The sequence below is a fragment of the Streptomyces sp. NPDC005423 genome (assembly GCF_040606415.1).
GTDB lineage: Bacteria > Actinomycetota > Actinomycetes > Streptomycetales > Streptomycetaceae > Streptomyces.
In genome coordinates, this window is record NZ_JBEXET010000005.1 from 141,062 (window position 1) to 153,583 (window position 12,522).

A 12,522-nucleotide genomic window follows, 5' to 3' on the forward strand; every position below is an offset into this window, starting at 1 on the left:
TTCCCGACGAACCAGGAGAACCACGTGAGAACCGGAGCCACCGTCTGGCTCACGGGTCTGCCGAGTGCCGGCAAGACCACCATCGCGTACGAGCTGGCAGGCCGGCTGCGCGAGGAGGGCCACCTCGTCGAGGTGCTCGACGGCGACGAGATCCGCGAGTTCATCTCCGCGGGCCTCGGCTTCAGCCGCGAGGACCGGCACACCAACGTGCAGCGCGTCGGCTTCCTCGCCGAACTGCTCGCCCGCAACGGCGTCAAGGCGCTGGTCCCGGTCATCGCGCCGTACGCCGACAGCCGCGACGCCGTCCGCAAGCGGCACCAGGAGAGCGGCACGGCCTACGTCGAGGTCCATGTGGCGACCCCGGTCGACGTGTGTGCCGTACGCGACGTGAAGGGTCTCTACGCCAAGCAGGCGGCCGGTGAGCTGACCGGGCTCACCGGGGTCGACGACCCGTACGAGGAGCCCGCCGCGCCCGACCTGCGCATCGAGTCGCAGCACCAGAGCGTGCGGGAGTCGGCGGACGCGGTCCACGCGCTGCTCACCGAGAGGGGACTGGCATGACGGCCGCAGCCGAGATCGAGGACGGTACGGACACCCCGTACGCCCTCTCGCACCTGGACGCGCTGGAGTCCGAGGCGGTGCACATCTTCCGTGAGGTGGCGGGTGAGTTCGAGCGGCCGGTGATCCTCTTCTCCGGCGGCAAGGACTCCATCCTCATGCTCCACCTGGCGCTGAAGGCCTTCGCACCGGCCCCCGTGCCCTTCTCTCTCCTGCACGTCGACACCGGGCACAACTTCCCGGAGGTCCTCGCCTACCGCGACCGCGTCATCGCCGCCCACGGCCTGCGCCTGCACGTCGCGTCGGTGCAGGAGTACATCGACCGCGGTGAGCTGCGCGAGCGCCCCGACGGCACCCGCAATCCCCTCCAGACCCTGCCGCTCACCGAGCGGATCCAGGCCGAACGCTTCGACGCGGTCTTCGGCGGCGGCCGGCGCGACGAGGAGAAGGCCCGCGCCAAGGAACGCGTCTTCTCCCTCCGCGACGAGTTCTCGCAGTGGGACCCCCGCCGCCAGCGCCCCGAGCTGTGGAACCTCTACAACGGCCGGCACGCCCCCGGTGAGCACGTCCGTGTCTTCCCTCTCTCCAACTGGACCGAACTCGACGTCTGGCAGTACATCGCCCGCGAGGGCATCGAACTGCCCGACATCTACTTCGCCCACGAACGCGAGGTCTTCGACCGCTCCGGCATGTGGCTCACGCCGGGCGCGTGGGGCGGCCCGAAGGAGCACGAGACCGTCGTCAGGCGCCGGGTGCGCTACCGCACCGTCGGCGACATGTCCTGCACGGGCGCCGTCGACTCCGACGCCACCACCCTCGACGCCGTCATCGCCGAGATCACCGCCTCCCGGCTCACCGAACGCGGCGCCACCCGCGCGGACGACAAGCTCTCCGAAGCCGCGATGGAAGACCGCAAGCGCGAGGGGTACTTCTAGCCATGAGCACCATCACGAGCGAGGAACTCGCCACCACCACCCTGCTGCGGTTCGCCACCGCGGGCTCCGTCGACGACGGCAAGTCCACCCTCGTGGGGCGGCTGCTGCACGACTCCAAGTCGGTCCTCACCGACCAGCTGGAAGCCGTGGAACGCGCTTCGGCCGACCGCGGCCAGGACACCCCCGACCTCGCGCTGCTCACCGACGGCCTGCGTGCCGAACGCGAGCAGGGCATCACCATCGACGTCGCCTACCGCTACTTCGCCACTCCCCGGCGCCGGTTCATCCTCGCCGACACACCCGGGCACGTGCAGTACACCCGCAACATGGTCACCGGCGCCTCCACCGCCGAACTGACCGTCATCCTCGTCGACGCCCGCAACGGTGTCGTCGAACAGACCCGTCGGCACGCCGCCATCGCCGCGCTGCTGCGCGTCCCGCACGTGGTGCTCGCCGTCAACAAGATGGACCTCGTCGAGTACGCGGAGCCCGTCTTCGCCGCCATCGCCGAGGAGTTCACGGCGTACGCGAGCGAACTGGGCGTCCCCGAGATCACCGCGATCCCGATCTCGGCGCTGGCCGGCGACAACGTGGTGGACCCCTCCGCGCACATGGACTGGTACGGCGGGCCGACCTTCCTGGAGCACCTGGAGTCGGTCCCCGTCAGCCACGACCTGGCGCACTGCCACGCCCGGCTGCCCGTGCAGTACGTGATCCGTCCGCAGAGCGCCGAACTCCCCGACTACCGCGGCTACGCGGGGCAGATCGCGGCCGGTACGTTCCGGGTCGGCGAGTCCGTGACGGTGCTGCCGTCCGGGCGCGCGACGCGGATCTCCGGGATCGACCTGCTCGGCAAGCCGGTCCGGGCCGCCTGGACCACGCAGTCGGTGACCCTCCTGCTGGAGGACGACATCGACATCTCGCGCGGCGACCTCATCGTGCCCAGCAAGGACGCCCCGGCGACCACGCAGGACATCGAGGCGACCGTCTGCCACGTCGCCGACCAGCCGCTGACCGTCGGCCACCGGGTGCTGCTCAAGCACGGCACCCGCACGGTCAAGGCGATCGTGAAGGACATCCCCTCCCGGCTCACCCTCGCCGACCTGTCCCTGCACCCGCATCCGGGACAGCTCGTCGCCAACGACATCGGCCGGGTGAAGATCCGTACCTCGGAGCCGCTGCCGGTGGACTCCTACGCCGACTCGCGGCGCACGGGCTCGTTCATCCTGATCGATCCGGCCGACGGCACGACGCTCACCGCGGGCATGGTGGGCGAGTCGTTCGCCGCGCCCGAGCCGGTCAACGACGGCGGCGACGACGACGGTTGGGACTTCTGACATGGGTTCCACCGATTTCTTCTCCACGTTCGCGAAGGAGGGCGGCCGGGTGGGCAGTGGCGCCCTCGGCAGCGGGCAGGGTGGGGTGGCGCGATGTGCGTGCTGACGTACGCGCACCGCTTGCGCGCCCTGTCCCCCCACCCGACGTCCCGGAAGAGACGTAGACCTGCCGACCTCCCGGCCACGACCTGAGACCGTGACCGCCGGGCCAACGAGGGGAACACCTCCCGTGCCTGTCAACCGCCCAGCCCGCTCCCGTTTCCTGCGCCGCGGCACCGCCGTGGTCGTCACGCTTCCGCTGCTCGCCCTCGCCGCCTGCGGTTACGGGTCGGACTCCAAGAGCACCAACTCCAAGGAGAAGGTCGCCGCCGGGTCCTCGAAGATCGACGGTCTGGACTCCGTGAAGATCGGCTACTTCGGCAACCTGACCCACGCGACCGCGCTAGTCGGCCGCGAACAGGGCCTGTTCCAGAAGGAGTTGGGCGCCACCAAGGCGTCCTACGCGACCTTCAACGCCGGCCCGTCCGAGATCGAGGCGCTCAACTCGGGCTCCATCGACATCGGCTGGATCGGCCCCTCCCCGGCGATCAACGGTTACACCAAGTCCGACGGCAAGAGCCTGAAGATCATCGGTGGTTCGGCCTCCGGCGGGGTGAAGCTGGTCGTCGACCCGAAGAAGATCAAGTCGCTCGCGGACGTCAAGGGCAAGAAGATCGCCACGCCTCAGCTGGGCAACACCCAGGACGTGGCGTTCCTCAACTGGGTGGCGGACCAGGGCTGGAAGGTCGACGCGCAGAGCGGCAAGGGTGATGTGACGGTCGTCCGCACCGACAACAAGATCACCCCGGACGCCTTCAAGGCCGGTTCGATCGACGGCGCCTGGGTGCCCGAGCCGACGGCGTCCAAGCTGGTCGCCGAGGGCGGCAAGACCCTTCTCGACGAGTCCTCGCTCTGGCCCGGCAAGAAGTTCGTGATCACGAACATCATCGTGTCGCAGAAGTTCCTCACGGCGCACCCGAAGGCCGTGGAAGCCGTACTGAAGGCCTCGGTCGAGGCCAACAAGTGGATCAACGCCAACCCGACCCAGGCGAAGGCCGCGGCCAACAAGCAGCTGGAGGCCGACTCCGGCAAGGCGCTGCCCGCCAACGTCCTCGACCCGGCGTGGAGTTCCATCCAGTTCATCAACGACCCGCTGGCCTCCACCCTCGACTCCGAGGCCCAGCACGCCGTGAAGTCGGGCCTGCTGGCGAAGCCCGACCTGAACGGCATCTACGACCTCAGCCTCCTCAACAAGGTCCTCAAGAGCGCCGGCGAGAGCACGGTCGACGCCGCCGGTCTCGGCACGAACTGAGCGGAGGACCCGATGAGTTCCCAGGAGGTGACGACCATGGCCACGACCCTCGCCAAAGAGGCCACCGCGTCGGTTGAACACGCGGCCCGCCTCGAGCACGTCTCGAAGTCCTTCGCGACACCGGGCGGGCAGCAGCTCGTCCTCGACGACATCAGCCTCGATGTCGCACCCGGCGAGTTCGTCACTCTCCTGGGGGCCTCGGGCTGCGGCAAGTCCACCCTGCTGAATCTGGTGGCGGGCCTCGACGGGCCCACCACCGGCTCCATCACGACGGACGGCCGCCCGGCTCTGATGTTCCAGGAGCACGCGCTCTTCCCGTGGCTGACCGCGGGCCGGAACATCGAACTCGCCCTGCGGCTGCGGGGAGTTCCCAAACCCGAGCGGCGCCCCCGGGCGCAGGAGCTGCTCGAACTCGTCCGCCTCCAGGGCGCGTACGACAAGCGGGTGCACGAGCTGTCGGGCGGCATGCGCCAGCGGGTCGCCATGGCCCGCGCGCTCGCGCAGGAGAGCCGCATCCTGCTGATGGACGAGCCGTTCGCCGCGCTCGACGCGATCACGCGGGACGTGCTGCACGACGAACTCACCCGCATCTGGGGGGAGACGGGCCTCTCCGTCCTCTTCGTCACGCACAACGTCCGCGAGGCGGTACGGCTCGCGCAGCGCGTGGTCCTGCTCTCCTCCCGTCCCGGCCGGATAGCCCGCGAATGGACGGTCGACATCCCGCAACCGCGCCGCATCGAGGACGCGCCCGTGGCCGAACTGTCCCTTGAGATCACCGAAGTACTGCGTGGGGAGATCCGCCGTCATGGCCAGCACTGACACCACGCCGGTCCAGGGCGCCGGGAGTGTCGAGGCGGGCCTGGACGCCCTGGAGACCACGGCCACCGGCCGGCCGACGCTGCGGGAGACCTTCGTCGGCAAGATCCTGCCGCCGCTCGTCGCGCTCGCGGTGGTGATCGTGGCCTGGTTCGTCCTCACCCCGATCGTCGACGACCCGACCAAGCTGCCCTCGCCGGGCGCGGTCGGCACCGAGTTCAAGAACGCCTGGCTCCAGGGCGATCTGCTCGGCTACATCTGGACCAGCGTCTCGCGCGGTCTGCTGGGTTTCTTCTTCGCCCTGCTGATCGGCACCCCGCTGGGCCTGCTGGTGGCCCGGGTACGTTTCGTGCGCGCGGCGATCGGCCCCATCCTCTCCGGCCTCCAGTCGCTGCCGTCGGTGGCGTGGGTACCGCCGGCCGTGATCTGGCTGGGTCTGAACAACTCGATGATGTACGCGGTGATCCTGCTCGGCGCGGTCCCCTCGATCGCCAACGGCCTGGTCTCCGGCGTCGACCAGGTGCCCCCGCTGTTCCTGCGGGCGGGGCGCACGATGGGCGCGACGGGTCTGAAGGGCACCTGGCACATCACCCTGCCGGCCGCGCTGCCCGGTTATGTGGCCGGTCTCAAGCAGGGCTGGGCGTTCTCTTGGCGCTCACTGATGGCCGCCGAGATCATCGCGAGCTTCCCCGATCTGGGGGTCGGCCTCGGCCAGCTCCTGGAGAACGCCCGCACCGCGAGCGACATGGCCATGGTCTTCGAGGCCATTCTGCTAATCCTGTTCGTCGGTATCGCCATCGACCTGCTGATCTTCAGCCCGCTGGAGCGGTGGGTCCTGCGCAGCCGCGGCCTGTTGGTGAAGAGCTGAAGTCCAGTGCACCAGAAGCCGGTCGGCCCCACTCTCGTCGTCATCGCACACGGCAGCCGTGACCCGCGGCACGCCGCGACCGTGCACGCCCTCGTCCGGCGGGTACGGTCGCGGCGGCCCGGGCTGCGCGTGGAGACCGGCTTTCTCGACTTCAACATCCCTTCCGTGCCTGGGGTGTTGGGGTCCCTGGCGGCGGAGGGCGTACGGGACGTCGTCGCCCTGCCGCTGCTGCTGAACCGCGCGTTCCACGCGAAGGCGGACATCCCGGCGGTGCTGCGGGACGCGCCGCCACGGCTGCGGATCCGGCAGGCCGAGGTACTGGGCCCCTCCCCGCTGCTGCTGGACGCGCTCGAACGACGGCTCTACGAGGCCGGGGCCACGCCCGCCGACCGGTCGTCCACCGGGGTCGTGCTGGCCTCGGCCGGGTCCACCGACCCGGAGGCGATCACGGCGATCGCCGAACTCGCGCGCCGGTGGCAGCGCACCGGCTGGCGTGCCGTGCGGCCCGCGTTCGCCTCCGCGGCCCTTCCCCGGACCGAGGACGCGGTGCGGGAGCTACGCGCGCTGGGCTGTCGGCGGGTCGCGGTCGCGCCCTATGTCCTGGCCCCCGGTCACCTGCCCGACCGCATCGCCCGCGGTGCGGCCGGCGCGGATGTCCTCGCCGAGGTGCTCGGTCCGGCGCCGGAGGTGGCCCGGGTGGTACTGCAACGGTACGACGCGGCCCACGTCGCCCGACCGGCCGCGGTGGGCGCCTGAGCCGTCCGGCGGGAGACCGTCCCGTACGAGGTCGTCCGGGGCCGGCACTCCCCTGCGGTGCCGGCCCCGGACGGCCGGTCCGCGGTGCGGCCTCCGACGGGCTCGCGCCTGTTGCCGGGGGCCCCGCTCCGTACTGCGTTTCCGGCGGCGTTCGTGTCACCGTGCCGCCGGTACCGGGGTCGGGTTCCGGCCGGAGAACTCAACTCCCGTTGCGGGCTCGGCGAACGGCGGCCGGTCCGGTACCCGTGACCGGCGGCGCGGTGACGGTCACGGCGGGAAGTCCCGGTCCCCGCGAGGGAGTCGGCGACGACGGCGTCGAAGCCGTCCTCGCGGCGCTCGCGGACACGGGTGCACACGGCCACGTACAGACCCCTCGGCACCTTCTCGGCGTACCGCTCGACGGCGGTCACGGCGACCCGCACCGGGCCGGGCCGATCGGCGCCCAACTCGCGTCGCGCTGAGGGTACTTGTGGCCTGCGGCAGCATCGCGGCACAGGGCAGCGGGCCGTCAGGACTCCTGAGCCGACGCCACGGCCTCGTCGCCGAGCCGGACCAGCTCGGCGAGCGGCAGCGAGCCGGCCGCCCGGCGCTCGCGCGCGAAGCCGTTCGCCAGCCGTTGCAGCAGCTCGTTGAGCGGGGCCGGTACGCCGTACAGCCGGGCCAGCAGGACGATCTCGCCGTTGAGGAAGTCGGACTCGATGGTGCCGGTGCCCCGGCTGAGGGACTGCCAGGAGGAACCGCCGCCGCGCGGCACGCCGTCGAGCGGCACTTGCCGGATCTTCTCGCCCCGGGCCGCCTGCTCCTCCTCCTCGCTCGCGTGGGCGAGGCCGGCCGCGTCGAGCACGGCCGCGCCCTCCGCTCGTACCCGCCGGTAGAACGCCAACCTCGCCGCGCTGTCCAGCGGACCGCTGACCGCCTCTATCGCGTTGCCCAGATTGCCGAGCAGCTTGGCGTACTGCCAGCGCGTCACGTCCGGCACGACCGGTGCCTCGAACCGCGACTTGGCCAGGTCGGCGGCGACGAGCCGGGCCGTCTCGTCCGTGCCGTGCGGGAAGCGGCCCAGGTGCAGCACGCCGGTGAGCGGGCTGCCGGCGGCGGAGACGACACCGGGTTCGACGAACGTCGACGGCAGCCAGACGCAGACCCCGTACACCCGGCGGAAGCGGCGCAGGGCGAGCCGCTGGCTCTCCACCCCGTTCTGCGCGCAGACGACCGGCAGCCGCTCGGCGGCCGTCCCGCCGCCGGCGACCGGTGCCGGACCCCAGGCGCCGAGCGCGGCCTCGCTGTCCTGTGTCTTCACGGCCAGCAGCAGCACGTCGTCGGCGCGCAACTCGCCGAGGGCGGCGGGCCCGTCGACGACGGGCAGCCGGTACGACAGCTCGCCCTCCGGCACCCTGAAGCGCAGCCCGTCCGCGCTCAGGGCCGCCCCGTGCGCGCCCCGCGCGACCAGCACGACCTCGTGTCCCGACTCCGCCAGCCGGCCGCCGACCGCACCGCCGACCGCCCCTGCTCCGATGATGATGTAGCGCATGGGGCGAGCCTCGCACAGCCCGCGCGGCGCCGGCCCGCTCCGCCCGCGCGGCGGAGCGGGTCAACTCCCGGTCAGCTCGGCCAGTTTGACCACCGTGTTCCAGTTGCGGGTGGTCGCGGTCAGACCCTTGACGCGCCGGGGCCGGGACAGTTCCACGGCGAGCCGGGAGCGGCCGAGGCCGTCGGGGGCGTAGAGGTAGAGCGCACGGTCGCCGAAGCGGAACTCCTCCGGGAGGTGGGCGGCCCGGTCGACGTCCGCGTAGCGCTCCTCCTCCACCGGGGCCGACAGGTAGGTGACGTGGAGCTGCCTGGCCTCCAGTGCGGCGGCCGGGAACGGGCACGCGTCGACGATGGCCTTCAGGTACGCGTGGTCGCGCACGATCACGTCGACCGCGAAGCCGAACCGCCCCTCGATCGCCTCCGCGAGCCCGGCCGCGAGGGAGTCCTCGTCGCCGCGGCCGACGGTGAACACGGCCTGGCCGCTCTGCAGATGAGTGCGGACGCCGAGGTGCCCGAGCTCCTCCATGAGGGCGCGCAGTTCGGCCATCGGAAGTTTCCTGGCGCCGCCCACGTTGATCCCGCGCAGCAGCGCCGCATACGTCGTCATCCGCTCACTCTAGAGCGGCCGTCGTGCCCCGCGGGGCTGGGCGTCACGACCGCCGACCGGAAGGTGCGGGCCGCCGCGTGGGGTGCGGGTCGGCCCAGGCGGGAGCGGGGTCGGCGGTCGTGGATCGGACACCCCGATGATCGTCCCCGAGATCTTCAGATAGATGTAAGGGGCCGACGTCCTCCCCAGTGGTGAGGGTCCCCGGTCCGTCGGGAGGAGCCGCGCCCGCGACAGCTCACCGGGGAGCAGGAGGAGACGTTCTTATCGGCGCCATACCTTCGAAGGGAGAGGTGACGGCAGGGGTTGTCACCGCGTTCGAGGAGACGAGCCCGTCATGGGGAACCGAGATTCGCGGGTGCGGGGCCTGGCCGCCCGGGCCGGCGGCTGGAGCGCCCGGCACCGCTGGGCCGCGGTCGGCATCTGGGTGCTGTTCGTGGTCCTGGCCATGGGACTCGGTTCGGCGGCGGGCCGGGTCGACGTCAACGAAAGTGACCAGCTCAAGGGCGAGACCCACACCGCCGCGCGGATCATCGACGACGCGGGGATCAAGGAGCCGGCCGGTGAGACCGTCCTGATCCAGTCCAAGGACGGCACGGTCAAAGCCACCGACCCCGAGTTCCGCGGGGCGGTCGCCGCGCTAGTCCAGGCGGTCGACGGCACCGGCCGGGTCTCGGACGTGACGTCGCCGTACGACACCAAAACGATCTCGAAGGACGGCCGCAGCGCCCTCGTGCAGTTCGACATCCGGGGCGACTCGGACACGGCGGGCGACCGCGTGGGGCCGGTACTGAAGGCCGTCGCCGGGGTGCAGAAGGACCATCGAGCGCTGCGGATCGAGGAGATCGGCGGCGCCAGCATGGCGAAGCAGTACGACGACGCGTTCGGCGACGACTTCCAGAAGGCGGAGCTCTCCGCCGTACCGGTGGCCCTCGGCATCCTGCTGATCGCCTTCGGCGCGCTGGTGGCCGCGCTGCTGCCGGTGGCGCTGGCGATCACCGCGATCATGGCGACGATGGGCCTGATGGGTCTCGTCAGCCATGTCCAGCCGATGAGCGACACCGCCAACTCCGTGATGCTGCTGGTCGGTCTGGCCGTCGGGGTCGACTACTGCCTGTTCTATCTGCGCCGTGAGCGCGAGGAGCGCGCGGCCGGCCGGGACGCCGGGGCCGCGCTGCGGATCGCCGCCGCGACCAGCGGGCGCGCCATCGTCGTCTCCGGTGTCACGGTGTGCGTCGCGATGGCGGGGATGCTCTTCACCGGGCTCGCCCAGTTCGAGGCGATGGGCCTGGCCTCGCTGATGGTCGTCGCGGTCGCGATGGTCGGCTCCGTGACGGTGCTGCCCGCCCTGCTCTCCCTGCTGGGCGAGCGGGTCGAGAAGGGCCGTGTCCCCTTCCTCCGGCGGCGCGACCCCAAGGGGAACGGGGAGAGCCGGTTCTGGACCACCGTGCTGCGGGGCGTGCTCGCCAAGCCCCTCGTCTCCGTCCTCGTCGCGGTCGGCGCGCTGCTCGCGATCGCCGCTCCCGCGGTCGGCATGAAGACCGAGAACCTCACGCTGGACCAGGAGTTCGGCAACTCGCTGCCCATCGTGGGTACGTACAACCGGGTCAACGACGCCTTCCCCGGCGGCTCCGAGCCGGCCGAGGTGGTGGTCAGCGCGAAGGACATCAACGCCTCCGACGTCCGGGCGGCACTCGCCGACTTCAAGGCGCGGGCGGTCAGTTCGGGCGCCTCGCGGGGCCCGATCGACATCAAGCTGCACGACGCGCAGAACGTCGCCCTCGTCTTCGTCCCCCTCGTCGGCGGCTCCGACCAGGACAAGGCGGCGAAGAGCCTCGACAAGCTGCGCGACGAGGTGCGGCCCGCCACGCTCGGCAAGGTCGACGGCGTCCGGGCACCGATCACCGGATCGGTCGCCGGGTCGAAGGACTTCAACGACCAGCTCCTCGGCTCGGTCGTCCCGGTCTTCGCCTTCGTGGTCGTCTTCGCCTTCCTGCTGATGCTCCTGTCGTTCCGCTCGCTGACGGTCGCGATCACCTCGATCGCCCTCAACCTCCTCTCGGTGGGCGCCGCCTACGGCATTCTCGTCGCCGTCTTCCAGCACGGCTGGGGCGCCTCGCTGGTCGGCGCCGAGGGGGTCGGCGCGATCGTCACCTGGCTGCCGCTGTTCCTCTTCGTGATCCTGTTCGGCCTGTCGATGGACTACCACGTGTTCGTCGTCTCCCGGATCCGCGAGGCCCGGCTGCGGGGCCGCAGCACCCGGGACGCGATCCAGCACGGTGTGGTCACCACGGCCGGCGTCGTCACCAGCGCGGCCGTCATCATGGTCGCCGTCTTCGCGATCTTCGGCACCCTGTCGATGCAGTCCATGAAGCAGATGGGCGTGGGCCTCGCGGCCGCGGTGCTCATCGACGCCACGGTCATCCGGGGCGTGTTGCTCCCCGCGGTGATGGCGCTGCTGGGCGAGCGGAACTGGTACTTCCCGAAGTGGCTGCACCGCCTGCCCGACCTCACCCACGACGAGTCGCCGGAGCCGGTCGGCCCGCCGGTGGCCGCGGACGGCGGCGAGCGGCTGCGGGTGTGACCCCGCCGCTCTGAACGCCCCTTGTACGAGGGTCTGTTGGTATCCCGGGGGAACCAGCAGGCCCTCACCGCTGTCCCACCGCGTCAGCGCTGACAGCGGGCGAGGAGCAGGTTCCCGTCCTCCTCCCTCCTTCCGCCGGGCCCGCGGCCGGGCGAGGCGGATCGCCCCCGTCGAGACGCCTGGCCCGCCGCCCCGCCTGTGCGAATGCGACACTGGCCGACGGATGGCGGGGACTCGACGCGTCGCCCACCCACAGCGCGGACGACTCGGAGGCGGACGATGGACGAGGCACGGGCCCGGGACGTACTTGCCGCGGCCGGTGTGCTGCCCGGCCGGGCGCGGGACGCGCGGCTGCTCGCCCTCGGCGAGAACGCGGTGTTCGCCGCCGGTGACCTGGTCGTCAAGGTGGGCCGGGACGCCGAACTCCTGGAGCGGGCCCGGCGCGAGCTGGCGATCGCGGTCTGGCTCGCCGAGGAGGGCGTGCCGGCGGTGCGGGCCGCCGGACCGGAGGCGCTGCTGGCCGACGGCCACCCGGTGACGGTGTGGCACCGGCTGCCCGATCCGGTACGCCCCGCCGAGCCACGGGATCTGGCCGCACTGCTCCGAGTCGTCCACGCCCTGCCCGCCCCGCCGTTCGCCCTGCCGCCCCGCGCACTGCTGGGCGGGGTGGAACGCTGGCTGCGGCTCGCCGGTGACGCGGTCGACCCGGCGGACGCGGCCTTCCTGCGGGACCGACGGGACGGCTTCGCCTCGGCCGCCGCCGCGCTCACCCCCCGTCTGGCACCCGGTCCGATCCACGGCGACGCGCTGCCCCGCAATGTGCACATCGGCCCGGACGGCCCGGTCCTGGTGGACCTGGAGACCTTCTCCGCCGATCTGCGCGAGCACGACCTGGTGGTAATGGCCCTGTCCCGCGACCGCTACGGGCTGGCGGCCGAGGCCTACGACTCGTTCACCGACGCGTACGGCTGGGACGTGCGCGAGTGGGACGGCTGCTCGGTGCTGCGCGGCGCCCGGGAGACGGCCAGTTGCGCCTGGGTCGCCCAGCACGCCCCCAACAGCCCCGCGGCACGGGCCGAGTTCGAGCGCCGGGTCGCGTCTCTGCGCGACGGGGACGAGACGGTGCGCTGGTATCCGTTCTGAACCGGCGGCCCCGCCACGGCCGTTGGGGGCGGCCCGTGGA

Annotated in this window: 12 protein-coding genes; 10 read left to right on the forward strand and 2 right to left on the reverse strand. The window is 71.8% G+C overall.

Annotated elements, in window-relative coordinates:
* The first annotated feature begins 24 nt into the window (after positions 1-24).
* From cysC to ABZT12_RS09655, 8 genes are all read left to right on the forward strand, one after another.
* Positions 25-561, forward strand: coding sequence for an adenylyl-sulfate kinase (cysC, locus tag ABZT12_RS09620; protein WP_356380054.1), 537 nt, complete (start codon positions 25-27; stop codon positions 559-561).
* Positions 558-1,493: a sulfate adenylyltransferase subunit CysD gene (gene cysD, locus ABZT12_RS09625; RefSeq protein ID WP_356380057.1), complete on the forward strand. Its 936-nt coding sequence runs from the start codon at positions 558-560 to the stop codon at positions 1,491-1,493. The genes cysC and cysD overlap by 4 nt, the downstream gene beginning before the upstream one ends.
* A gap of 2 nt (positions 1,494-1,495) precedes the next feature.
* Entirely contained in the window at positions 1,496-2,830 is a 1,335-nt protein-coding gene (locus ABZT12_RS09630) for a GTP-binding protein (RefSeq protein WP_356380060.1), read from the forward strand.
* A 229-nt stretch (positions 2,831-3,059) separates the two neighbouring features.
* Complete coding sequence (locus ABZT12_RS09635) at positions 3,060-4,181, forward strand: aliphatic sulfonate ABC transporter substrate-binding protein (protein WP_356380063.1); 1,122 nt, start codon at positions 3,060-3,062, stop codon at positions 4,179-4,181.
* A gap of 12 nt (positions 4,182-4,193) precedes the next feature.
* Entirely contained in the window at positions 4,194-5,000 is an 807-nt protein-coding gene (locus ABZT12_RS09640) for an ABC transporter ATP-binding protein (protein ID WP_356380066.1), read from the forward strand.
* On the forward strand, positions 4,987-5,865 hold the full coding sequence (locus ABZT12_RS09645; RefSeq protein WP_356380069.1) for an ABC transporter permease: 879 nt from the start codon (positions 4,987-4,989) through the stop codon (positions 5,863-5,865). The genes ABZT12_RS09640 and ABZT12_RS09645 overlap by 14 nt, the downstream gene beginning before the upstream one ends.
* Positions 5,866-5,871: 6 nt before the next feature.
* Entirely contained in the window at positions 5,872-6,621 is a 750-nt protein-coding gene (locus ABZT12_RS09650) for a sirohydrochlorin chelatase (RefSeq protein ID WP_356380072.1), read from the forward strand.
* A 245-nt stretch (positions 6,622-6,866) separates the two neighbouring features.
* Positions 6,867-7,082 carry a hypothetical protein gene (locus ABZT12_RS09655; RefSeq protein ID WP_356380075.1) on the forward strand — a complete coding sequence of 72 codons (216 nt, stop codon included), beginning with the start codon at positions 6,867-6,869 and terminating at the stop codon, positions 7,080-7,082.
* Between the two features lie 47 nt (positions 7,083-7,129).
* Here ABZT12_RS09655 and ABZT12_RS09660 read toward each other — a convergent pair whose 3' ends face one another.
* Both ABZT12_RS09660 and ABZT12_RS09665 read right to left on the reverse strand, forming a co-directional pair.
* Positions 7,130-8,152 (reverse strand): 2-dehydropantoate 2-reductase N-terminal domain-containing protein, encoded by a 1,023-nt coding sequence (locus tag ABZT12_RS09660; protein ID WP_356380078.1) that lies wholly within the window; start codon positions 8,150-8,152, stop codon positions 7,130-7,132.
* Positions 8,153-8,212: 60 nt separating this feature from the next.
* On the reverse strand, positions 8,213-8,758 hold the full coding sequence (locus tag ABZT12_RS09665; protein WP_356380082.1) for a DUF1697 domain-containing protein: 546 nt from the start codon (positions 8,756-8,758) through the stop codon (positions 8,213-8,215).
* Positions 8,759-9,092: 334 nt separating this feature from the next.
* Here ABZT12_RS09665 and ABZT12_RS09670 point away from each other — a divergent pair, with 334 nt between their 5' ends.
* On the forward strand, positions 9,093-11,339 hold the full coding sequence (locus ABZT12_RS09670; protein ID WP_356380085.1) for an MMPL family transporter: 2,247 nt from the start codon (positions 9,093-9,095) through the stop codon (positions 11,337-11,339).
* Positions 11,340-11,618: 279 nt separating this feature from the next.
* Positions 11,619-12,482, forward strand: coding sequence for an aminoglycoside phosphotransferase family protein (locus tag ABZT12_RS09675; RefSeq protein WP_356380088.1), 864 nt, complete (start codon positions 11,619-11,621; stop codon positions 12,480-12,482).
* Positions 12,483-12,522: the final 40 nt, after the last annotated feature.

Coding starts and splice junctions, on each gene's coding strand:
- cysD (WP_356380057.1), top strand. CDS start 558: ATGACGGCCGCAGCCGAGATCGAGGACGGTACGGACACCCCGTACGCC.
- ABZT12_RS09630 (WP_356380060.1), top strand. CDS start 1,496: ATGAGCACCATCACGAGCGAGGAACTCGCCACCACCACCCTGCTGCGG.
- ABZT12_RS09640 (WP_356380066.1), top strand. CDS start 4,194: ATGAGTTCCCAGGAGGTGACGACCATGGCCACGACCCTCGCCAAAGAG.
- ABZT12_RS09645 (WP_356380069.1), top strand. CDS start 4,987: ATGGCCAGCACTGACACCACGCCGGTCCAGGGCGCCGGGAGTGTCGAG.
- ABZT12_RS09660 (WP_356380078.1), bottom strand. CDS start 8,152: ATGCGCTACATCATCATCGGAGCAGGGGCGGTCGGCGGTGCGGTCGGC.
- ABZT12_RS09665 (WP_356380082.1), bottom strand. CDS start 8,758: ATGACGACGTATGCGGCGCTGCTGCGCGGGATCAACGTGGGCGGCGCC.
- ABZT12_RS09670 (WP_356380085.1), top strand. CDS start 9,093: ATGGGGAACCGAGATTCGCGGGTGCGGGGCCTGGCCGCCCGGGCCGGC.
- ABZT12_RS09675 (WP_356380088.1), top strand. CDS start 11,619: ATGGACGAGGCACGGGCCCGGGACGTACTTGCCGCGGCCGGTGTGCTG.